The organism is Bifidobacterium sp. WK041_4_12 (assembly GCF_041080795.1).
GTDB classification, from domain to species: Bacteria; Actinomycetota; Actinomycetes; order Actinomycetales; family Bifidobacteriaceae; genus Bombiscardovia; species Bombiscardovia aquikefiricola.
In genome coordinates this window covers 1,836,038-1,858,526 of record NZ_CP129674.1, presented here as the reverse complement: position 1 = coordinate 1,858,526, position 22,489 = coordinate 1,836,038, and the positions used below count along the sequence as shown (strand labels likewise).

The 22,489-nt window shown below is 52.3% G+C and carries 18 protein-coding genes; 13 read left to right on the top strand and 5 right to left on the bottom strand.

The window, feature by feature from the left end; genetic code table 11:
* Positions 1-113: 113 nt before the first annotated feature.
* From QN215_RS07845 to QN215_RS07825, 5 genes are all read right to left on the bottom strand, one after another.
* A complete protein-coding gene (locus tag QN215_RS07845; RefSeq protein WP_369343764.1) occupies positions 114-884 on the bottom strand; it encodes a hypothetical protein in 771 nt (256 codons plus the stop codon).
* Positions 885-901: 17 nt separating this feature from the next.
* On the bottom strand, positions 902-1,366 hold the full coding sequence (locus tag QN215_RS07840) for a hypothetical protein (protein WP_369343763.1): 465 nt from the start codon (positions 1,364-1,366) through the stop codon (positions 902-904).
* 665 nt (positions 1,367-2,031) lie between these two features.
* Positions 2,032-2,307, bottom strand: a complete 276-nt coding sequence (locus QN215_RS07835; protein WP_369343762.1) for a hypothetical protein — start codon at positions 2,305-2,307, stop codon at positions 2,032-2,034.
* A 623-nt stretch (positions 2,308-2,930) separates the two neighbouring features.
* Positions 2,931-3,140 carry a hypothetical protein gene (locus QN215_RS07830; RefSeq protein ID WP_369343761.1) on the bottom strand — a complete coding sequence of 70 codons (210 nt, stop codon included), beginning with the start codon at positions 3,138-3,140 and terminating at the stop codon, positions 2,931-2,933.
* 277 nt (positions 3,141-3,417) lie between these two features.
* The gene (locus tag QN215_RS07825) at positions 3,418-4,515 is read right to left on the bottom strand and encodes a hypothetical protein (RefSeq protein WP_369343760.1); all 1,098 of its coding nucleotides are present in this window, start codon (positions 4,513-4,515) and stop codon (positions 3,418-3,420) included.
* Positions 4,516-4,854: 339 nt separating this feature from the next.
* Between QN215_RS07825 and QN215_RS07820 the strand changes: the two genes are divergently transcribed.
* The 13 genes from QN215_RS07820 (at position 4,855) to QN215_RS07760 (ending at position 22,330) form a co-directional block, all read left to right on the top strand.
* The gene (locus tag QN215_RS07820) at positions 4,855-6,393 is read left to right on the top strand and encodes a helix-turn-helix domain-containing protein (RefSeq protein ID WP_369343759.1); all 1,539 of its coding nucleotides are present in this window, start codon (positions 4,855-4,857) and stop codon (positions 6,391-6,393) included.
* Between the two features lie 262 nt (positions 6,394-6,655).
* The gene (locus QN215_RS07815; protein WP_369343758.1) at positions 6,656-7,954 is read left to right on the top strand and encodes an aspartate aminotransferase family protein; all 1,299 of its coding nucleotides are present in this window, start codon (positions 6,656-6,658) and stop codon (positions 7,952-7,954) included.
* 45 nt (positions 7,955-7,999) lie between these two features.
* Complete coding sequence (locus QN215_RS07810) at positions 8,000-8,950, top strand: ABC transporter permease (protein WP_369343757.1); 951 nt, start codon at positions 8,000-8,002, stop codon at positions 8,948-8,950.
* A 2-nt stretch (positions 8,951-8,952) separates the two neighbouring features.
* Positions 8,953-9,831: an ABC transporter permease gene (locus tag QN215_RS07805; RefSeq protein WP_369343756.1), complete on the top strand. Its 879-nt coding sequence runs from the start codon at positions 8,953-8,955 to the stop codon at positions 9,829-9,831.
* A 4-nt stretch (positions 9,832-9,835) separates the two neighbouring features.
* A complete protein-coding gene (locus QN215_RS07800; RefSeq protein WP_369343755.1) occupies positions 9,836-10,867 on the top strand; it encodes an ABC transporter ATP-binding protein in 1,032 nt (343 codons plus the stop codon).
* A gap of 91 nt (positions 10,868-10,958) precedes the next feature.
* Complete coding sequence (locus tag QN215_RS07795) at positions 10,959-11,765, top strand: ATP-binding cassette domain-containing protein (protein WP_369343754.1); 807 nt, start codon at positions 10,959-10,961, stop codon at positions 11,763-11,765.
* 50 nt (positions 11,766-11,815) lie between these two features.
* Positions 11,816-13,381: an ABC transporter substrate-binding protein gene (locus QN215_RS07790; protein ID WP_369343753.1), complete on the top strand. Its 1,566-nt coding sequence runs from the start codon at positions 11,816-11,818 to the stop codon at positions 13,379-13,381.
* Between the two features lie 30 nt (positions 13,382-13,411).
* On the top strand, positions 13,412-15,586 hold the full coding sequence (locus QN215_RS07785; RefSeq protein ID WP_369343752.1) for an amidase: 2,175 nt from the start codon (positions 13,412-13,414) through the stop codon (positions 15,584-15,586).
* 49 nt (positions 15,587-15,635) lie between these two features.
* Positions 15,636-17,279 carry an amidohydrolase gene (locus tag QN215_RS07780; protein WP_369343751.1) on the top strand — a complete coding sequence of 548 codons (1,644 nt, stop codon included), beginning with the start codon at positions 15,636-15,638 and terminating at the stop codon, positions 17,277-17,279.
* 125 nt (positions 17,280-17,404) lie between these two features.
* Positions 17,405-18,721, top strand: a complete 1,317-nt coding sequence (locus tag QN215_RS07775; protein ID WP_369343750.1) for a nitrate/nitrite transporter — start codon at positions 17,405-17,407, stop codon at positions 18,719-18,721.
* Positions 18,722-18,794: 73 nt separating this feature from the next.
* A complete protein-coding gene (locus QN215_RS07770; RefSeq protein ID WP_369343749.1) occupies positions 18,795-19,838 on the top strand; it encodes a zinc-binding dehydrogenase in 1,044 nt (347 codons plus the stop codon).
* A 4-nt stretch (positions 19,839-19,842) separates the two neighbouring features.
* On the top strand, positions 19,843-20,943 hold the full coding sequence (locus tag QN215_RS07765; protein ID WP_369343748.1) for a phosphotransferase: 1,101 nt from the start codon (positions 19,843-19,845) through the stop codon (positions 20,941-20,943).
* 31 nt (positions 20,944-20,974) lie between these two features.
* Positions 20,975-22,330, top strand: a complete 1,356-nt coding sequence (locus QN215_RS07760) for an aspartate aminotransferase family protein (RefSeq protein WP_369343747.1) — start codon at positions 20,975-20,977, stop codon at positions 22,328-22,330.
* Positions 22,331-22,489: the final 159 nt, after the last annotated feature.

The window sequence follows — 22,489 nt, the reverse complement described above, 5'->3', positions numbered from 1 at the left end:
CTGTCATGTTCTCTTCTTTCTAATCACGATGCAAACGCATACTTTCGGTAATGTCGAGGGCGTTCGCGGATGTATGGGCGAACTCAGAGCTGGAGAGCGCAGACGACTATGGCCTACCGGGACAGTTTGTAGTCGTCATCTGTAATGAAGTAGCTTTCCTCAGACTGCGTTGACGACTCTGGGTCAACGCCGCGCCAAACTATGCCAACTATGTGCGTATCGGCTGGGATCATGAATGGGTATGCGACTTGGGCTGTCATTTCAGGCTGGAGGGACGAGCTGCATCCAGGGTTTCCCTCGACCTGGTAAAGAGAGTCTACACGGTCGTATTCCTGCTGTTCTGCGCTTATCGCGTTGATTGATAATGGATAACCACATGTGAGATCTATGGACTTCTTTCCGGAATTGGTTATCTCTACTCGCGCCACCCAGTACTTCGTACCCGCTTCCGGCTCTTTTGGGGCATATTTTCTGCTGCTGCATCCATCACCGCAGGTGTCATAGCTGATAGTTGAAGAGTCTCCAACTTCTAACAGCTTCATCGTGATCCCATTGTTTTCTTGGGTGTCACCGATTTTCCCAGCGTCGCTGATTTCTGGTTCGGGAGACGGCACATCGTCGCCTGATGGTTCTTCGTCACATGATTCAGCATGGGATGAAGCGGCGGCTAGATTTGTATGCGTATCGGCTATGGATCTGTTCAAGATGACATAAACGCTCAGTGCTACGACGATAGCAATGACCGATATGACAATGCTGATGACAGCGAGCGCCCCTGTGACGGTAAAACCACTTTTCGCAGAGTTGGGTACTGGCTGCTGGGGCGGCGGATAATCCAACGAAGGGGGAAGCGGGGCGGGCTGGGGTGTTGGCGCGTCTGTCATGTTTTTCTCTCTCTAATCTAATTACGATGCAGACGTATCGTCTTCGTGGCTCCCAGGGCGCTGGTCTCGAAGGTGAGCTCTCCGTTCTCGTATGTGAAGTCCTTGGTGGAGTCCTGCGAGGCGAGCAAGGCGGACGACATGGTCTCGGTATCGCCCTGCGATGTCCAGGAATAAGTGTCGGTGGCCTCGGTCGGCGCTTCGTAGCTTCCCGTCCAGTAGAGCGAGGTGGAGTCTGGTGTCACCCAGTTGATTTCGATGGTCGAGTCCTTGACGGTCGCCTGCATGGTCGTGTCCGACGCATCATCGCTCTTGGATGCCCATGTGCCGGTCAGATCAAGAGGAGCCGCTGGCTCGATGCTTGAACTGGGAGATGTCGTGTCCGGCGTTCCCTGAGCCGTGCTCGTATCCGGGGTAGACCCGCAGGCGCTCAGAGCGAGAACGGCCACAAGCGAAACCATGACAGCAATCAACTTGGCTTGCATCAATTCTCTTTCCTCTCAGCAACGATACTGATTGAAAAGATATACGAAATGTATAAAAAAGTACAATTAATGATTATTCTGCAATACTCTTTGTGCTCACTGGTGAGTTGCGACCTCGTGAATGAGCCCAAACGAATTCGTGCAGCCTATCAAATCGGCAATAATGTCGAGTTCCGTGATTGATCAAGCAAAGTGTCCGTTTTTACGTTCGGATACAAAGCCCTTAGATCCGTGGCCTGTTGCAGATTCGATGACCTCAAAGAGGTCTTTTTGCGATACTCCATGTTCCTTCGGGTGAACTCGTATATAGACTGCAACATTGTTGACACTTTCGGTCGAAAAAGCGCTCGAATACATCTAGTTATCGCATAAATCTAGCTATCACATATATGAACTAGCCAAGTATTGACAGTGCGCCGAAGTTCATATATATAGTATTGCTCACTAAATAAGCTCAGAAATAAGAATGACTGGGTTCAAGATGAAGCAAAATCAGCAAGTTTCCGAAACATCGTTGGATGCCGATAGCTTTCTAACCTAATTACGCGGGTTCAACTCCCGTCGTGCGTTTCACACCAGAAGCCGTCAAGCTGCTAGATCCGAACGAGAAAAGCCAGCGACTCCAATGATTCCAAGCGCTCACCTTTCACTGCCACGCAAGACTCTTACTGAGCCTGCTGACTTGGTGCATATGAAATGGTTCCTTGCGGCACAGAAGGATTCTCCCGATACTTCAGTAGCTCGAGCTTCTGCGATTCAAGCGAAAGCATGTTACGGTGATATTCTTCAAGCTCGTCGGTCTGATCCCTGAGAACTGACGTGTCGATGCCACGCCGAATTACAGCGCTCAGGAAGAAATACAGAAATACCAACCAAAGAATGAACAGTAATATCCCGATTACTGCTCCTATTAAATATGCTCCCAGTACCTGATTTACCATGATTCAGCCTTTCGCTCTTCTCAACGCCAAGAATACATCCAGAAACTTTTCTGTGCCGTGCTGCACAACCTCAGTAGATGATCTAGTGACCTCTAACCATCGCGGGGCACCTAGGCTTCAACTTCAAACTCAAGCGCGCCCACTGTGGTATGGAGACGCTCCCTGAGATTATCTGGAAGACAGCGTTGAGAGTGGAAACTACAAGAAATAAAGAGAACGAACTAAAGAATTCTTTCAATACCCAGTCCTACCCTGACAAAATAACTGTTCAAATTGGACAAAGTATCATTCAAGGGCTTTCGGATCAAGTGGTTAGGAACGTTCTCCCTATGAAGTGCCGATATGCTTGCCAGACCGATAGGTAACCACTACCTCAAATCTGGCCACGATAACAGGGCATGGAATCTGCTTAAGACCAAGATGCATGCGGATAAGCAGGGGAAAGTGAAAGGATATGGATTAAAGATATATCCCAAGAATTAGAGTTTCTCGAGCTTTTGGGAATGCCATGGTAAGAATCATAAAATATTTGGCTCACACCAACGAGATGCGAGCCAAATGCCGACTGGGTACTCCCAATCCATATTCAAGAAGAAGCCCCGCCGAAGCGGGGCTGTGTTGTATCACGCCATATTGTACAAGTGGATTATTCCAGGCAGGAAGATACCGATGCCAACGATGAAGGTGAGTAGGCCGTAGCCCAGCAATGGGCGCGTGTGCCCGTTCCAAGGCTTCTTGTTTGACAGCGCACGCATTTGGAAGGAAACTCCGCCCATCACGAGTATCAGCACGCCGATGATCGTGACTACGAGTCCAACCCAAAAGAGAATCATGAAAATATCCATGCACCACAATATACGAGGTGTGCCGGTTCGTTTCAACATCCGTAGGAATGAAACAAGTGCCAGAAAGCGAAGCATCAACGCAGATCACAATGAATTCTTCAGCTCAAGTGAGCTTGAGCAAAGATCTTGCAATCCCAATGATTTGAACTGTGATAGCAAAGAATTCTTTATCGATAAGAAGGTCTTGATTCGTGTACTTTCCTAGTGAAGTAATTTCTTGCTTGAGGAGAGTTCAGTTCAATCCTCTGAATCCAGGGAGATTGGATTACTTCTTCCAACGGAGTCTTCCATCAGAAGCGATTTTGCATGTGAGCGTGTTGCCTGCGGTGGAGAGTCCGGTAGCACCTTCTGGGGAACAAAACGCTCCGCCATTAACTATTCTGGAGGATTGCTGCTGCGGAGCTGGATCTGCTGGAGCCGGAGCCTGTGCCTGTGCGGGCGCTTGCTCTTGTGCTTGTGCAGATGCTTGCGCTGCCGCATCAGCATCTGCCTTCGCCTGAGCTGCTGCCGCCGCCTGTGCCGCCTGCGCTGCCGCATCATTCTGTTTCTTCTGTTCGACGCTGCCATTGACGGCATTCATCGCCGACTGCAAAGGCTGAAGCGCATCATTGTACTGTGCTGGATCGTCTGAGTTCGTCGCAGTCGCCTTATCGATGGCATCGGTCAGGTTAGTGCGGGTCTGTGGATCCGCAACATTGTTGTTCGAGGAATCAAGCAGAGCACGGGCTTCGTTAATCTTCGATGTCAGAGTGCTTTTTGCTTCGTCAAGCTTCTCCGCTTGTTCCTTCTCTGCTTCTAGCTTTTCTGCCTTCTGAGCTGCTTTTTCCGACGCTGCAATCTGGGCTGATCTGGAGGCGTCTGCGCTCGCTGAAGTCGATGTCTGAGCTGTGGTGGATGTGGATGGTGCAGTGTTCATAGAAGCAATGATCACCATTACCAGACACAGAATGATTGCAAGCTTTGCCAGAAGAGTGCTGTACCTGTTTTTCCTACGGAGCATGAGCACAAGCCCCACGATGCCAAGAACGAACCCAACGAGCGCCATGAACGCCGAGAATGAAGCCGTCGAAGCGGAGAAGCCGAAAGGCAACGAAACCAAGCCTAAGATCAAGGATGCTATGGCCAGCTTCGACCACGGCCGCTGATCGAACGAATGACTGTCGAGTGCATCGTTGCGATTCAGTGGAACGTTGTCGCTCGGCGGCAGGACTGCCGTTATCTCGGGCCCGGGCTCGGAGGCCACGGGTTCTGTGGGTGTGATGACGCGAGTGTTGTCCGCCCCGGATGTTTCCGAGGCCTGTGCGAATCGTTGTGAAGTGCTCTCCATAGTCCCGTCAAAGTTCTTGCCGGTATGCCAAACCATTGTTTCTCTTTTCAATTGCCCTACGTCGTGAATTCACGGCATAACTTCTCAGCATGACTACACTGCACAGCCTGATCACAAGCCATCAGCAGATGGCCACACTACATGGTCACCTTACTCGGGACTGTCATGGAAACTCCGTCGCTCGGCTTTATCCAACGAACAGGTGATTCATCAAGACGAGCTATGAGCGGAAAAAATATAATCTGCCTTTAACCTTCAAGCAATGAAACGGATATCGATTCTGGCAATCATTGAATTATGGTATTTACTTGCAGACAACTACTTGATGTACCAGAATTACACTTAACAGTGGCATATGACGGTGGGAACAATGCCATGGAGCAGGGGATTATTTGGGTACATCCGACTGATGTGATCAACGCGGCCAGCTTTGCCGAACAAGGTGAGATTCTGCTTACCTGTTCTACGAACTTTCCTTTGGAGAGCATGCAGAATGCCAACGACATTTCCTTGCTGAAACGTGACTTGCGCAAGCTCGGCCTGCCCGCCGATGTGGACGATGTTCAGCATGCGTACGAGACCTTGTGGTTAGAGTATATGTCCACGCTCGCTCACGCCGGAGTCATTGCCATCGGCTTTGGCCTCAAGATGAAGCATCCAACGATTCCCAAAGCCATGCTTCAGGCGGCGATGGAATACCATATCATGCTGTTCGAAGTACCTGAAGAGGTGAACTTTTCCGAAATTGTAAAGACCGTGCTGCATCGGCAGGCTGAGGAAAGCGAAGGCATCCAGCGCGTCATGTATAGCGTGCAGCGCGAACTGTTCCGTGCGACAGATAGCGAGAATGTCATCGAGTCAGTCGTCAGGGAAAGCGCAAGAAGGGCACATGGATGGTCGGCTTTCGTCAATCCCAAGGGAGGCATCGTTTCGATTTCCGATGCAAGCAAGTCCCAGCAGGCCATGCACCTTTCCCTGCTGATGATTCAGCAGGAGGAACAGCATAGCAACAGTGCAAAGACGTGTTTCTGCATATCAAAAGGAAGAAACCGATATTATCTCTGTATCGTTGAGGACGGCAGACAACGATTGGGAACGGTTATCGTATCGTCTCAAGGCAATAGCGATAGCAGCATAGCTCGAGCAGTGGGTATCTCCGCTGCCGATGCACTGGCCTGGAGTCTGCCGTCTCGGATCGAAGAGCGCAAGAGAAGAATGCGCATCGGCAATCTCGCTGTTGAACAGTTGGCCGGTGGCAACGTGGATCTCGCGTCATTGCTTTTCCACGAGCTCCATAAGAATGCCGTATCATTCCCGATGACCCTACTCTGCATAGACCCACAATCAACGCAGAGCGACTTCACGTCAAGCGTTTCAGATGACATAGCCGACGATGGAGCGCTGTTCGGGAAGTTCCACGACTATTACTGGATTCTTGTTCCCGTCGACCAGAGCGAACGCATTCGCGCCCTGCTTGCGAATTCAAAGCGAATCCTCTATGGCACGGCCGCAATCAAGGCCTTTTCAGAAGCTCCAGATGCTTTTCAGCTCGCTCTGAAAGACCTGTGCATGAAAAGAATCGGTAGCCATGATTCGATTATTGACCTGTCTCCACATGAGCTGGTGAGTCCTGAGATCGCTGCAGCGTATTCCTCTGAACTGTTCGCTCTGGTGAGGAGTCTGCCAACGAACGAGAAAAATCAGCTCATGCGTACGCTCAGGGAGCTGCTCTACACCGCATTCAACGTTGGAGCCGCTGCCAAAAGGCTCGCCGTCCACCGCCATACCGTCGAAAATCGAATGAGCAAGCTCGAATCACTGCTTGGCCTGGATTTCGCGAATGAGTCGGCACGCGTGAAAGTGTGGATAGCATGCTCGTTCATGCGTGACGAAGAAATGTCAACATCACGTTAACTTCATATTGGTTCAGAGGTGCTCACAATGTTGCGTCACAGCGATGCCTACGTGGTTGCTAGGCCTGCAATAGCCGTAATCGCAGCTAAAATGTGGGCACTTCATGACATTTCGTCATTGTGTTACATAAGTCCCGATAGGACACAATGTCCAACAACTGACCAGTATGTGCTGAATTATCCATTGTTGATTCTTCCGCCCTCATGAACAATGCGTCTTACAGGCATCAATCCACAACATATTCAGGAAGAAGCGCATTCATATGTCCAACGAACTCGATGATTCAACAATCACATTTGAAGACTATGAACAATTTCTCAGCCCCGCACTTTCGAAGGCGACAACCCTGGTCGCTGAATCCGGCAAGGGGATGTATCTGACCGATGTGAAGGGCAAGCGATATATCGATTGGGTTCAGGGCATAGCGGTGAATGCGCTCGGTCATGCTCACCCCAGGGTTGTCGCTGCGGCAAAGGCTCAGATCGATAAGCTGATAACCGCTTCGTTCAATGTCGTGAACTATCCAACGACGTTGAAGCTTGCCAAGCGGATTGCTCAATTCACGCCTGGCGACCTCAATTCGATTCTGTTCGCCAATGGTGGCGCAGAGGCAACGGACGCTGCCATCAAATTGGCTCGTGTCGTCACCAAACGTCCTGCGGTGATAGCGTTCAAAGGTTCATTCCATGGCCGCACCGTTGGAGCAATCAGCATCACCGCCTCAAATTCCTTCTATCGCAAGGGGATTGAGCCTCTGATGGGTGGCGTATATTTCACGCCCTATCCTTCCAAGGACTTATGCCCATCTGGTTACGACGCGAAGCAGCGTGCCGACTGGTGCCTTGGCGAAATTGAACGGCTCTTCAAATACTGCGTTTCGCCCGATGAAGTCGCATGCATCTATGTGGAACCGGTTCAGGGCGAGGGTGGCTATGTGGTTCCTGATCCAAGCTTCCTGAAAGGGTTGCGCGACATCTGCACCAAGCATGGCATCATGCTCGTCTTTGACGAGATCCAGTCCGGCTATGGCCGCACGGGCAAGATGTTTGCGAGCATGCATTCGGGGGTTGTTCCAGACATCATGACCGTTGGCAAGGCCATCGCTGGTGGTTTTCCCATGAGTGCAGTGATCTCCACAGAGAACATCATGCAGACCTGGCGTCCAGGCATGCATGGAGGGACGTTTGGAGGCAATCCTGTTGCAGGTGCCGCAGGTCTGGCAGTGCTTGACGAATTTGAAGAGCACAACATCGTCGAACATGCCGCGCAATTAGGGGAATACTTCAAATCGAAGCTGCTTGAATTGCAGAAGAAATACCCGTGGATCGCCGATGTTCGCGGTGTCGGCATGATGCTGGCCATTGAATTCGGTTCGAAAGATGGCATGAGCGGTGCTGAAGTCTTCCACGAAGTGTCTCACCGTGCCTTGGACAAGGGGCTGCTTCTGCTGGGCTGCGGTGCTGATCATGATGCGGTGAGATTTGCCGCGCCATTGAATTCCACTGTCGATGACGTAGATAAAGGACTCATGGTGCTTGATGACGTGCTCGCTTCAATCTGAAGCTGTGAGCAGGTTCATCATAGTGCAGTAGCGAGGGAGTGATGTATGGGGAGATATGTTGGGAAACGATTGCTTTCCGCAATACCTGTGTTATTCATCGTTGGCATAATTGCGTTTGTACTGTCCCACCTCAGCGGCGGCGATCCTGCACGAGTCGTTGCTGGGAATGATGCCACGCAGGCGCAGGTTGAAGCAATCAGGCAGCAGATGGGACTCAATCAGAGTCTGCCCGTTCAACTGTGGCAGTGGATGATCAACATTGTTCATGGCAATCTGGGATATTCCTACATTCTTGGCGAGCAAGTGACGACAACGATTCTGTCCCATATTTTTCCAACGTTGTCGGTCGCTTTGTTTGGTGAAGCCATTTCACTCGTCATAGCAATTCCTTTGGGAGTGTTGGCAGCCGACAAGCATGGAAGAATAGCCGATAAAATCGTCTTGGCCTTTGCCACGCTGACCACCTCACTGCCAAGCTTTCTGGCGGGGCTGCTGCTGATGATCCTGTTCGTGCTGCAGCTCAAGCTGCTTCCTGCAAGTGGTTTCGTCAATCCAAACGAGGATTTGGCAGGATACTTCAGTCATTTGATTCTTCCTGGAGTCTCTGTGGCGACGTTGCAAATCGCGATTATCTCACGCATGACCCGATCCTCCATGATTGATGCCCTGGGCAGTGACTATATGAGAACTGCATCCGCGAAAGGTCTGACGCGTTCACGCCAGCTTTGGGTGCACGCATTCAAGAATTCCTCGATTCCGATTCTCACGATCATCGGTCAATCGTTCGGCGAGCTGATAGCCGGTGCCATTGTCGTCGAAACAGTGTTTGACGTTCCAGGCATCGGCCAGTTGGTGGTCAACTCGATTCTCCGACGCGATTACCAGATGATTCAGGGAATCATGATTTTTGTCGCCTTGGTCTTCATCATCGTCAATCTCATAACGGATGTCCTGTATGCAGTCGTTGACCCAAGAATACGAGAAAGGTCGTTCTGATTATGGCCGAAGTCAATGTTGTTGCCAATACGAGGTCATCAAGGCTGCTCAAGGCTTCTTCCACATGGAGGGTGCTCATGACCTCGCCAAGCGCTCTCGTGGGTGGAGTGCTTCTGGTGGCGATTGCTCTTGCTTGCATTCTTCTGCCATGGCTAGGGCATATGGATGGAACTACAACGAACACAGCCAACATGTTGCTCGCACCCAGCGCACAACACCCGATGGGAACCGACAATGTTGGAAGAGACACCTTCACCAGAGTGCTTCTTGGGGGCAAGGCATCGTTGACGGTCGGCATCTCTGCCGCTGCCATAGCGGGAATCATCGGCTTTATCGTTGGTCTCTATTCGGCCTATTATCCCAAACTCGGGTATCTGCTGATGCGCTTCTGCGATGGCTTGATGGCATTCCCCGCAATCCTGTTTGCCATCGTGTTCATCGGTGCATTTGGACAGAGCATGAGAAGCGTCATTCTTTCGCTGTCCATCGTTTTCATTCCGATGGTCGCGCGAATAGTTCGTTCAGCGACGCTGACCAACATGAACGAGAACTATGTGCAGGTGTTGACGAATCTTGGTGCCAGCAGTTTTCGAATCCTATGGAGAAACATCGCGTTGAACGTCATAGGAGCTTGGATCGTTGAGGTCACCTTCGTGTGTGCCGACGCGATTCTTGTTGAGGCGGCCATGAGCTTCATCGGAGCAGGCATTCCACAGCCGCAGGCAAGCTGGGGCAACATGCTCTATGACAGCCGCACCTACATCTATTCGGCATGGTGGATGACGGTATTCCCCGGACTTGCCCTGGCCTTTACGGTTTTCGTCATCAACATGCTGGGCGACGGTCTGCGCGAAGTATTCGATCCGAAAAGCAGGAGGTGAAGTCATGATGAACGATAGTCATAGCAAGCAGTCGCTCCCCACTTCAGCACATGATATTGAATCAGAACAAACCACTGCTTCAATTGATACTGCACAGAGCGTTAAGAGCAGCGAGCACGATGCTCATGAACTGTTGCGAGTGGACAATCTCAAGGTGGACTTCAGCAACTCCCACCATCAGTGGACCAGAATCGTGCACGGGATAAGCTTCACGGTCGGCAAAGGTGAGATTCTCGGCATCGTCGGTGAGTCGGGGTGTGGGAAAAGCGTTACCGCTTTTTCGATTCTGCGCCTGCATGAACGCAGAACGGCGAAGTACGAAGGCAGCATTTCCTTTGAAGGTCATGACATATTTTCGTTGGGGAAGAAGCAATTACGAACCTTGCGTGGCGGCGATATTGGATTCATCTTCCAAAACCCCATGTCCAGCCTCAACCCTCTGCTCACCATAGGTCAGCAGTTACGAGAGACCGTACGCACGCATCACCCTTCACTCAGCAAAGATGAAGTGGAGAGCAATTGCATCGAAGCCTTGAAAGATGCTGGCTCGGATAATCCTGAATCTTGGATGAAGCAGTATCCATATCAATTCTCGGGCGGGATGCTGCAACGCGTCATGATTGGAATGGCCTTGATCAATCATCCCAAGCTTCTGATCGCTGATGAGCCCACAACCGCTCTGGATGTGACCATCCAGATGCAGCTGCTCAAGGTGCTTCGTGACCTGCGCAAAACCAGGGATATGAGCATTATTCTCATCACTCATGATATGGGGGTTGTGGCTCAGATGTGCGACAGGGTTGAAGTCATGTATAAGGGTCGCATTATGGAATCCGCACCAGTGTCTGACATCTTTGCGCATCCTCGGAATCCTTATACGCAAGGTCTGCTCGCCGCGATACCGCCTATGGAAGGGTCCCGACCAAAGCGTCTGAAAACGGTTTCTGATTTTCTCAAGCAGTCTGGCAGCGATCTATCGCTTGATGACAATGCCATTGACCATGCCGAATTGACCGACAACGTGAAGAAGGCATGATGCAGCAACAAGGAATGTCGAAAGACAAATGTTTCACGAGCTGTGACGGACGTGACGGGAAGGTGAGATGGTGATAGGGCAAGGAAAGGCAATGCTCCAAGTCAACAGCATTACCAAGGATTTCGTAAGACGAGGTTTCACTAGCCGCGCACAGACCGTGATGCGCGCGGTGAACAATGTGTCCTTGCAGTTATTCGCCAATCAAACCTACGCGTTGGTTGGCGAATCAGGCAGCGGAAAGAGCACGACGGGAAGAATTATCTGTGCGTTGGAGAAACCCACATCCGGTACGGTCGTCTTCAACGACGAGAATTATACGGATTTTTCCGACCGCCTTCTGCGGCACAAGATCAGAGGCAACATACAGATGGTGTTGCAGGATCCATTCTCATCGCTGAATCCGCGTAAGACCATAGCACATGCGGTTCTTGAGGCTCTTGAGATTCAACACATCGGGGACAGCCGTTCTGAACGACTCGATGCCGTGGTGGACATGATTGAGCGAGTCGGTCTTTCCAGCGACATGATCAACCGCTATCCGCATCAATTCTCAGGTGGACAGCTGCAACGCGTCAACATTGCCCGAGCTTTGGTGGTTCGTCCGAAGATTCTGATTCTTGACGAATCCGTCTCAGCTCTTGATGTTTCCGTTCAGGCCCAGGTTCTGAATCTCTTGCAGGATTTGAAACAGGAATTCTCCCTGAGCTATCTGTTCATCACTCATGATCTGAGCGTGGTCCGCTTTATTGCAGACCGCGTCGGAGTGCTTCGCAAAGGGGAACTCGTGGAGGAAGGCACCGTGGATGACATATTCGACCACCCACAAACCGATTACACGCAGAATCTGCTGTCAAGCATTCCGATTCCCAATCCCGAACGTCGCCAACTGACGTTCTGACCATAGTCGTATCACGTAAAACCAGCTACATAGTAATAAGAGAGGAAATTATGAACGCCTTAGGAAAGAAACTAATGGCCATAGGAGCTTCTGTGGCCGTGCTGATCAGCCTTGCAGCTTGTGGCTCCAGCAGCGCTTCGACATCCGGCAAAGGTGTTGAGGGAGGAACGGTCCACATTGCCCTCAACGCGACGGTTACCAGCCTGGACCCGATGATAACAGGAGCATACGTTGCTCGAGACACCATGCGCAGCATGTATGAATCGCTTGTCACTCTCAAGCAAGACGGGTCGGTTGGACCACTGCTTGCAAAGAGCTACAAAGTCAGTTCAGATTTCAAGACTTTCACCTTCACGCTTCGATCGGGAGTGAAATTCCATAATGGTGAGACGATGAAGGCTGAGGATGTCGTCGCATCCATGCAGCGCTGGATTAAGCTCTCGCAGATTGGCAGCACCTTCTTCACCGGTTCAACGGTCACCTCACCCGATGCCGATACGGTTGTCATCACTTCTCCAAAACCAGTGTCGACCGGCCTCTATCTGATGGCCGATACAGGACGCATCGCGGCAATCATGCCAAAATCCGTGATTGACAAGGCCACCTCGACAGGCGTGACCGAATATATCGGCACAGGCCCATACGAGTTCAGTTCATGGAACAAAGACAACAAGATTGTACTCAAGAAGTTTGCCGACTACTCTTCGCCAACCGGTGCCACGAACGGGTATACGGGCAAACGTGATGCGCACGCCGACAAACTCGAATTCGACTTCGTGACCGATGGAACGACCCGACTCTCAGGAACCTTGAGCGGACAGTACCAGATTGGCTATTCTCTGGCTGATTCCCAGTATGCACAGGCCAAGTCCAACTCAAGCTTAAAAGTTGAGAAGGACGAGATGCTGGAGACCCTTATCTTCAACAAGCAGGAGGGACTGTTCAAAGACAACACCGCATTGCGTCAGGCAATCCTGGCTACGTTGAACATGTCGAAAATTGCAAAGGCTGGTCATCAAAACTCGGATCTGTACACGAATGATGGTGCTCTGATGCCCAAGAACAGCCCTCTTCGTTCGAATTCAAGCCTGAAGAAATACAATCATCCAGATGTGACTGCAGCCAAGAAGCTCATCAAGGAATCCGGGTATAACGGTCAGACCATCACCTTCCTGACAACCAAGGATTACCCATACATGTATGACGAAAGCATGGAAATTCAGAATGAGTTGAATGCCGTAGGCATCAAAACCAATATTCAGGTCTTGGATTGGGCGAGCGTGCTGCAGAAAATGTTCCAACCTGGATCATGGGACATGCTGATTTCGAGCTACAGCTATTCTGCAAACCCAATCTGCTACTCATTCTTCCAAGCTTCGGGAGCGGGATGGAATACGGATCCAGAATTCAAGGAGATTGCAGACAGCATCAATGCTGCAACCACTCAAAGTGCGCAGAAAGCCGGATACGACAAGCTGCAGGATTGGTTCTATGACTATGTGCCAAACATCATCGTCAGCAAGTATCAGCAGATCAGTGCCGTGTCTACGAAACTGAACGGATATTCCTCAGGAATGCAGGGTCCGGTGTATTACAACCTGCAACTGAGCGAATAGTTTCGCAACAAATAGTTTCGCAACAAAGAGATGAGAAGCAGCCACGTCGTGATATTCAACACTGTGGCGTGGCTGCTACGCATCTACAGAGTGTATCGTCATCATTTCAATTCCTTAACTTCACATGGTTGTGCAATCCGAAAGTGTGGGTGTATGCAGTCGTTAGCAAATTTCGTAAGCGGCGAAACTCAACGAGACGTGGTTGAGTTGAGCATAGGCGAGATGAAATCGATGTTGGCATCTGGTCGCATCACTTCCACCGAGCTTGTCGTGAATTATCTGAACAGGTTGTTTTTCTACGATGTCAATGGCATTCGTCTCAACTCAACCCCGATTATTGCATCCAATGCCTTGCATGAAGCCATGCAGAAGGATTCGCAACGTGCTCACGGCAATGTTCAGGGAAGCTTGCAAGGCATCCCCTTTACAGTCAAAGACAGCTATATGGCCAAAGGCATGACGATGGCAGCCGGATCACCGGCATTCGCGCATGTGGTGGCCAATGAAGACAGTTTTTCCGTTGCGGCATTGCGCAAGGCTGGCGCGATTTTGCTTGGACGGACCAACATGCCGCCGATGGCAGCCGGAGGAGTGCAGCGCGGCGTGTATGGAAGGTCTGAAAGTCCATATAACGGCGAGTATTTGCCGGCAGCATGGTATTCGGGCTCCTCGCATGGTTCGGCAGTATCGACTGCGGCAAGCTTCGCCGCCTTCGGCATGGGGGAGGAAACCGTCTCTTCCGGGCGCTCGCCAGCAGCCAACAACGGCGTTGTCGCATACACTCCTACGCGAGGTGTTATTTCGCTACGTGGCAATTGGGTGCTGCACGCCACGAAGGATGAAGTAGTGCCGCACGCTCGCACCGTTGAGGATCTTCTGCAACTGCTGCCAACGCTGACGCAAGCAGATGAAGACACTCGAGGAGATCTGTGGAGAAGGCAACCCTTCGTTCCTCTCGATGATGCCGCACGCGTGCAAGACCTCGGCTTCGAAGGGGTTATGGGAGCGGACGTTCTTTCTGGACTCAACATTGGGGTTGTCAACGAATATGCAGGTCGTTTGGGTGGCGTGATTCCTTCAGTCTATACACGGCCAAGCATCAATGCGCTGCTGATGCAGTCGATGCAATCGTTGCGGCAACTTGGCGCTCATGTCCGATGGACTTCGTTGCCGTTGCGCGACGCATATGAGAGTGCTCCAAGAACTCTCAAGACCTTTGCCGATGAAGGGCTCATTCCTCATGATTGGATGGAACACGAATGGCTTCAGCTCAATGCGTCCATTCTTGAAGAGTTCATCGAATCCTTCGATATGAGCGGCATCACCAGTCTGCAAGACGTTGACCCGGATGACATATTCCCCAATCCCTTTAACTCCGTGGCCCATGCGAAACACTACCGTTACGGCTTCTACCAGCAGGCAGACGAATACATGCGTTCGGGAGCGATGCTCCCCTCCGAAGAGACTCCCGAACTGGAACAGGGGCTTCGAGGCCTTGAAGCGATACGAAAGCGCCATCTTGAAGCATGGATGCGCGCTGAGAATCTGGACGTTCTCATATTCCCCACGAATAGCAACGTTGCCAAGGCTGACACTGATGTGGACGAGGTTGACAACACCGAAGCATGGCAGGATGGAACGTGGTTTTCCAACGGCAACAGATTCATCCGTCATCTGGGCATACCCACGGTGACGACGACCATGGGTGTGATGTCGGATACGGGCATGCCTGCAGGCCTGACCTTCATCGGACCCTCGGGAAGCGATCAGCTGCTGCTGGCATGCGCCTACGAATTCGAACAGTCCACATCCTTGCGAGTGCCGCCGAAACGTACGCCGCCACTTCCCGATCATGGCAGAATACCGCTGAACGGCAGCTTTGCACAGTCCCAACCCGGGCAGAGTGACGGAGGGCCGCTTGATGCAACTCTTGACGTGACGATTGAGCATGGTTCGATTGACTATGATGTGCGCATGAGCAATCCCGATCAGCGTTATTCATGCCGAATCTTCATCAATGGCGTACTGGTGCAGGAGTGGTCTCGTGATGATTCCTGGCATGGGACACTGTCGCTCGCGTCCGTTTTCGATGCCAGGAAGGTTGCCGTAATCGCACTGTTTTCGAGCCTGGACCGAAGTCTGGGAGCGGATATTCGTGTATGCGACAATCCTGTGCCAACCCATGGTGAGGGGTCGTTGCTATGAGTGTTAACAAGGAGTTCGCATATGGCTACTGTGCAGAGGGGAATCGCTCATGTTTGCGATAGACACCGTATTTGAGAATGCACATGTTCAGACGATGGATCCCAAGCATCCCTATGCCACGACGATAGGGGTGCATCATGGGAACATCGTCGCGATTGACGACGAGCTTGAAGGGGTGAGTGCCAGGGAGCACATTGACCTTCAAGGGAAATATGTGTGCCCCGGCTTCAACGATGTGCATCTGCACTTCTCCTTGCTGGGAGCGAATCTCAATCAGGTGGACTTACGAAAGCAGACGACTACGACCTTGGAGCAGCTCTATGCCAAGGTCGAGACGGCATGCGTTCAAGCTCCCGAAGGGCAGTGGGTGCTTGGCTGGGGCTTCGACCAGTTCTCACTGGGCGCGTTCCCCGATATTGCACGCTTGGATCAGATATCACACGGTCATCCCGTGCTCATTCTGCATCTTTCGAACCATGCAGCGGTTATCAACAGTGAGGCGTTCAAACGCGCCGGATATGAGCATCCCGAAGATATCGAAGACACGGATCTCGTCATTCGGGAACACGGTAGGATCACCGGTCTGGTCAAGGACAGTTTCTGCTTCATGGTCACCGGTGTAGCGAACCGAGTTTCAGAAGAGACTTTACTGCATCAGCTTAAACTCGCTGCAGACTGCACGCTGGCGTTGGGAATAACCAGTTTTTCCGATGCGGGAACCGGAACCAATCCCCACTGGGAGGGCATAGGCATGACTCCAAGCGACATAGGTCTGTTCCAGACGGCCTATGATCGCGGTCTTATCCAGCAGCGTGGCACGCTCATGCCGTACTACAGCGCACTGCACGATCTGGGACAACTCACAGGGGATATAGAGCAAGGTTTCGGCCTTGACCTCGGTATGCGCACCGGCTTCGAAGGCGGATTGCTTGACATCGGCCCGGCGAAGGTCATTCTTGATGGTGCCTTCAACAGTCTTTCGGCATATCTGAGCGAACCATATCTGGGGCATCCCGACAATTATGGCGTGCTGAGCTGGGATCCAGAGGAGTTCACGCATCATGTGGCACAGCTGCATCGTCAGGGTTGGCGCGTGGCCGTTCATGCAATCGGGGACAGGGCGATCAATCTTGCCTTGGATGCCTTCGAGCATGCGCAGAGGCTCTATCCAAGAAAGGATGTCCGTCACCGGCTTGAACATTGCGGCATCGCGGATGATACGACCGTGAATCGAATCATCGCTGACGGCATCATTGCCAATCCGCAGGGTAGCTTCATCAAGAACAATGGCGATGCGTACGTCGAGCTGCTGGGGGAGGAGCGAGCGCGAAGAGCCTACCGGATGGGAGCTTTTGTGAGTCGTGGAGCGATTATTCCGGGCAGTACCGATGCCCCGTGCGCTCCCGTCGACCCTATGGTTTCGATTGAAGGCATGGTGACGAGAACCACCGCTCAGGGCTTCGTTCTTGGTGAAAGTGAGAAGCTGTCGGTCGATCAGGCGTTAAGCGCTTACACCTATGGAAGTGCATACGCCTCGCATAAGGAGCATGTTCTTGGCAGTATCAGTGTCGGCAAGCTCGCTGATTTCGTGGTCCTCAATCATGATCCGCATGATGTACCAGCCGATGAGCTTCACACAATCGAGGTACTCCAAACGATTATCGGCGGTGTGACTCGATTCTCGCGGATGTGAGGCAAACACGCCGTGCCACTCAACTTTGGTCTCCGATCAGTTCTGTCATCGGAACGAGTGACACAAGAAATGTCTGACAGACAGATGTGACTGAGATGGAACTCGTCAGGAAAGGAGGTGTTCGTATGGGTGCGGCAAGGCGTAGCGGCGAAATCGTGGCGTATGCCATGTGGATTCTTGCCATGTCGGGCTATGTGTTTGCAGCCACATGCCGTTCGTCGCTTTCTGCCACGGGAATTCAGGCTGCGCTGTATTTCAACATCAGCAGTGCCGCCTTGTCGTCATTCGTGTATCTGCAGCTGTTCATCTATGCGATTGCACAGATTCCTGCGGGTATACTGCTGGACAGATTTGGACCAAAACGAATGATCACGGCTGGATGCATGCTGATGTCAGTCGGACAGGTGATTATGGCTCTTGCAACGGCGACATGGATGGCTGTGTTCGCCCGAGCTGCGGTCGGTATCGGCGATGCGTGCATTTTCATCTCTGTTATCAGGCTTCTCGCAGCATGGTTCCCGATGCGCAGGCTGCCTGTGATGAATCAGTTGACCGCACAAATTGGCAATCTTGGCCAGATCATATCGGTGTACCCCTTCGTGTGGGTTATGAATATGGCGCATTGGAAGACCGCATTTCTTTCGCTTGCTGCGATTGGCTTCCTCATGGCATTCTGTGTGCTCTCGTTGTTGCGCGAAAGTCCCTCGGTACAAGACACTCATGCAAGGGTTCAGAGCGCAGTGGGATTGAACTGGTCAGGCGTATTGCACGATCTGTGCTCGGTCGCGCGACTTCCTGGAACCATATGCGGATTCTGGGTGCATAGCATCACCTGGTTTTCGAATACTCTGATGAATCAGCTCTGGGGTTTCCCCTTTCTGCTTACCGTCGAACGCTATTCGCGTGCTCAGGCGAGTGCCTACCTGGCATGGGGGACTGCGACGTGCGTTGTCTGGGCACTCTTGTTCGGACGTTTTGCCAGTGCACATCCGATTCACGGCAGAATCATGCTGGTGTATGTCACGGTAGGCGCTCAGATGCTGTGCTGGACGATACTGCTTGCCACGGCTGGTCCTCATCCTCAAGCGGTGATGATTGCACTGCTGCTCTCCATATCGAGCGGCATGGCGGCTTCAAGCGTCGCGTTCGACTTCGCTCGAGAGGGTTGTCTGCCGAAGGATCTCGGAACTGCAACCGCCCTAGCCAATATTGGAGGTTTCCTCTCATCTGGGCTAGTGCTTCTGGGAGTCGGGCAGCTGTTGGACTGGCAGGGGGCAAGCAGCCCGAGACTGTACACGAGTCAATCGATGCGAGTTGCGGTACTGGTGCAGTATCCGATGTGGATCATTGGTCTTATCGGATTCAGCGTCATGCTGCCCAAGGTGTTCGCCCGCCTGCGAGAGCGCAGTCTTCAACTCAGCGTTGCTGAGCGACCGCATTGATGCGACTGCATTGATGTGCCCGTATTGAGATATCCATAGTGCTGCACAAACTGAAATTGAAAGGTGAGATTGAATGAAAGCAACCGTATATACAGGAGAACGTAGCGTCGAACTGGAGGAAGTTCCCAACGCTGCAATAGCCGAATGCTCTGATGCCGTAGTCGACATCGAGTATGCGGGGGTGTGTGGTTCAGACCTGTGGACATATCGAGGTCAGGGAGCGGCTGCACCCAGCAGAATCGGTCATGAATTCGTCGGAACCGTTCGTGAAGTCGGATCCGAGGTATCTACGGTGAAGCCTGGTGATTGGGTTATCGTTCCCTTTCGCTATAGCGATGGCACATGCCGCTACTGTCAGAAAGGCCTCGAAACGAGCTGCATTCACGGAGGTTTCTGGGGCAGGGAGAGTGTCGATGCCGGTCAGGGCGAAGCAGCATGCGTCCCCTACGCCGATGGCACCCTGATCAAGGCGCTGCCTGATGGGAGTCGTCCCGACGAGAGCCTTATGGCAAGCCTGTTGACCCTCACCGACGTGTTTACCACCGGATACCATGCAGCCACATGCTCCGGTATCCGCAGTGGCGATACCGTCGTCGTGGTGGGAGACGGAGCAGTGGGGCTCTGCGCGATCATGGCAGCGCGATTGCTCGGCGCTTCACGCATCATCAATGCCGGGAGCAGACATGAGGATCGACAGCTCCTTGCCAAGGCATGTGGAGCCGATGACGTGATCTCCGTTCGCGGTGACGACGCCGTAAAAGCGGTTGAGACACTGACGTCAGGCACCATGCCTGATGTCGTGCTTGAATGTGTCGGTTCGGCGCAATCGTTCTCCACAGCGATTTCGATGTGCGCTCCTGGAGGATCGGTCAGCTATGTCGGCTTGCCGCATGGCGTTGACATCGATGTGAAAAGCCTGTTCTACAAGAACATCACGGTAACAGGCGGCATGTCTCCAGCGCATCACTACATCGCCAAGCTACTGCCAAAGATTCTCGACGGGTCGATCAACCCAGGGCTGGTCTATACCAAGGAATACCGATTGGATGACATCGCAACGGCATACGATGACATGGATAACCGGCGCACGATCAAGCCCTTGATCAAGGTCAGCTGATGACATGAGTCTCGAAGACTATGAAGGATATGCAGCGCTCTGCGAGCCACATGAGCGAATCAGCGCGCATGATGCACTTGTTTTTCTTAAAGACCATTACGGGCTAAACGACATTACGCTGCAGCGCATCATGACCGAGCGGGACGACACCTTCAGCATAAGCGTTGCTCAGTCGGCAAGACCACAATGGATATTGAAGATTGAACATCCTTCCGAAAGCCGTGAAGCGGTGCTGATGCGCTCGCAAGCCATTCGAAGTTTCGAAGAGTTGGACTCATCGCTGCCCGTCACTCGGGTCATTGCCAACAGATCAGGCGATTTGGTTTCTGCGATGGAAGGGCAGCACGGCACTCGATATGCGACATTGACCTCATTCGTTGCCGGTGACGTGCTGTCGCATATGAGAGAGGCTGCCTCGGATCTTCTGCTCTTCAACATGGGAGAGGCCTTGGCCCGAGTGGAGCTTGTGTTGTCCAAGGAAGAAAGCTTTGAGGATCATCGTGGACGAGTGCTGTGGGACATGAGGCTGTTCCCGGAAATATGCGAGGCCACGCTTCCTGCAATTGCCGACATTCGCATGAGAAAGCCAATAGAACATGCTCTTGACGATTATCTGACCATTCACAAACGCGTCTGTGAACTTCCGGAATATATGTGTCATGGCGATTTTCATCCCGGAAACGTGATGGTTGATGCGAACATGCCGAATGTTATCGCAGGAATCATCGATTTTGGCGACATGCACAGAATGCCACTGATATGTGATGTGGCGACATGCCTCAGCTATGCCATCGTCGCAGATGCCAGTGCGGATACGGCCTTAGCGCCGTGCCAGCGAATACTGCAAGGCTATTCATGGCAGCTTTCACGCCAAGACACTCGCATTCGTCTCAGCGATGAGGATTACTCGCTGTTGCCTGTGTTGATTGAGGCGAGGAGTGCACTTGCCGTGCTGCTTCCTTATCTGGCGCAAACTCTTGCAGGCGTGGATGCCTCGCATTACATCTCAAATCCAGAAACGCGTCTGAAGCGTCTGGCAACCGTGCAGAACATTGGTCTCAAAGCCATTGGAGAAGCGTTTCAGCCATCCAGATTCCACCGGTGACGGTGCTGATAGCAATACGAAAAGGAACACTATGACAACGAACAAGGCAGGCAAGCAGCAGCTTTCCAATGCTTTCGACTTCGACAAGGGCATGACAGCCTTGGACGATGACGAGCGGGCACTCGTGGAACGGCGCAAACGAATCTTGGGAACCATGGGGCCGCTGTTCTATGACCGGCCGGTTCATATAGTGCGAGGGCAGGCGGCACATCTCTTTGATGCGTCCGGCAATGATTATCTGGATTGCTATAACAATGTTGCATGCGTCGGCCATGCAAACCCACGAGTGCGCGAAGCGGTCAACGATCAACTTGGTCGGCAAGACACGCATTCCAGGTATCTGCAGGATGAGATTCTTGACTATGGAGAGCGCCTTCTGCATTCCTTCCCTGACGCTTTGGACCGGGTGAACTTTACCAATTCCGGTTCGGAATCCAACGACCTCGCCCTGCGCATGGCTCGCGTATATACAGGTCATCAGGGGGTTGTGGTGACCGCTCACGCATATCATGGCATCACCTCGCTGGTCTCTTCGATTTCTCCAAGCTTTGGCACAGGCGTACCATTGGCACCATTCCTCGCAACCGTTGAGGTTGCTGACGTGCTGACAAGCAAGCAGCCTGAGAGTCAAGTCAGAGCCACATTGAAGCAGCGCTTCGAAGATGCGTTCCAGAAATTGCATGATGGCGGTTTTGGCGTATCGGCAGTGTTGCTGGATCAGATTTTCTCCTCTGACGGCATTCTTCCAGGAGCGACAGGCTGGGTGGGAGATATCGCTCAGGCCGTGCACCGCGCTGGCGGCATACTCATCGCCGATGAAGTCCAGTCAGGATTTGCGCGCACTGGAGAAGCCTTCTGGGGTTTTCAGCGCCATCATGCCGATGCGGACATGGTCACGACTGGCAAACCAATGGCCAATGGAATCCCGACCGGTGCCGTCATCTATAAGCACAAGATAGGTGAGGCATTTGCTTCATGCACTCGCTATTTCAATACCTTCGGTGGCAATCCAGTATCGATGAGAGCGGCTGGGGCAGTGCTTGACGAGATTGAAGAGCGGCATCTGCTCTCCCATGCGCAGAAGATCGGTGAAGAGCTCAGCGCGCAGCTTCTACAGCTGCTTGGGGGAACACCGCGTTTTCGAGGCATACGTCATGCTGGACTGTTTCTTGGCATCGACATAGGCAGCAGCGATTCAACCAGTTCGGACCCGATGGCCGCGCGGGCCATTATCAGCAAGCTACGCGACATGTTCATTCTCATATCATCCTCTGGACCCGATGGCAGCACCTTGAAGCTCCGCCCCCCGCTGGTATTTTCTTCCTCGGACGTGGACCGTTTCATGAAGGCCTGCTCCACACTCGTCGACGAGGGATATTTTGGCTGATGCGCGTGTGACCGGATGGTGAAGCAAGCTGCGCGAGTCAGTAGATCGAGTCAGTAGGTGACGTTGCCAGCGTCAGTGGCCTTACCGATGATATTGCGCTGACTTTACCAATGGAACCGCCGATTCCCTTGCCAATGACGGCGTCAATGCCATGCCGAT

Excerpts from the sequence above, each read along its gene's own strand:
- QN215_RS07825 (WP_369343760.1), bottom strand. The coding sequence starts at position 4,515 with ATGGTTTGGCATACCGGCAAGAACTTTGACGGGACTATGGAGAGCACT.
- QN215_RS07835 (WP_369343762.1), bottom strand. The coding sequence starts at position 2,307 with ATGGTAAATCAGGTACTGGGAGCATATTTAATAGGAGCAGTAATCGGG.
- QN215_RS07770 (WP_369343749.1), top strand. The coding sequence starts at position 18,795 with ATGAAAGCAACCGTATATACAGGAGAACGTAGCGTCGAACTGGAGGAA.
- QN215_RS07780 (WP_369343751.1), top strand. The coding sequence starts at position 15,636 with ATGTTTGCGATAGACACCGTATTTGAGAATGCACATGTTCAGACGATG.
- QN215_RS07830 (WP_369343761.1), bottom strand. The coding sequence starts at position 3,140 with ATGATTCTCTTTTGGGTTGGACTCGTAGTCACGATCATCGGCGTGCTG.
- QN215_RS07795 (WP_369343754.1), top strand. The coding sequence starts at position 10,959 with ATGCTCCAAGTCAACAGCATTACCAAGGATTTCGTAAGACGAGGTTTC.
- QN215_RS07775 (WP_369343750.1), top strand. The coding sequence starts at position 17,405 with ATGGGTGCGGCAAGGCGTAGCGGCGAAATCGTGGCGTATGCCATGTGG.
- QN215_RS07815 (WP_369343758.1), top strand. The coding sequence starts at position 6,656 with ATGTCCAACGAACTCGATGATTCAACAATCACATTTGAAGACTATGAA.
- QN215_RS07790 (WP_369343753.1), top strand. The coding sequence starts at position 11,816 with ATGAACGCCTTAGGAAAGAAACTAATGGCCATAGGAGCTTCTGTGGCC.
- QN215_RS07820 (WP_369343759.1), top strand. The coding sequence starts at position 4,855 with ATGGAGCAGGGGATTATTTGGGTACATCCGACTGATGTGATCAACGCG.
- QN215_RS07800 (WP_369343755.1), top strand. The coding sequence starts at position 9,836 with ATGATGAACGATAGTCATAGCAAGCAGTCGCTCCCCACTTCAGCACAT.
- QN215_RS07785 (WP_369343752.1), top strand. The coding sequence starts at position 13,412 with ATGAGAAGCAGCCACGTCGTGATATTCAACACTGTGGCGTGGCTGCTA.
- QN215_RS07765 (WP_369343748.1), top strand. The coding sequence starts at position 19,843 with ATGAGTCTCGAAGACTATGAAGGATATGCAGCGCTCTGCGAGCCACAT.
- QN215_RS07805 (WP_369343756.1), top strand. The coding sequence starts at position 8,953 with ATGGCCGAAGTCAATGTTGTTGCCAATACGAGGTCATCAAGGCTGCTC.
- QN215_RS07810 (WP_369343757.1), top strand. The coding sequence starts at position 8,000 with ATGGGGAGATATGTTGGGAAACGATTGCTTTCCGCAATACCTGTGTTA.
- QN215_RS07845 (WP_369343764.1), bottom strand. The coding sequence starts at position 884 with ATGACAGACGCGCCAACACCCCAGCCCGCCCCGCTTCCCCCTTCGTTG.
- QN215_RS07760 (WP_369343747.1), top strand. The coding sequence starts at position 20,975 with ATGACAACGAACAAGGCAGGCAAGCAGCAGCTTTCCAATGCTTTCGAC.
- QN215_RS07840 (WP_369343763.1), bottom strand. The coding sequence starts at position 1,366 with ATGCAAGCCAAGTTGATTGCTGTCATGGTTTCGCTTGTGGCCGTTCTC.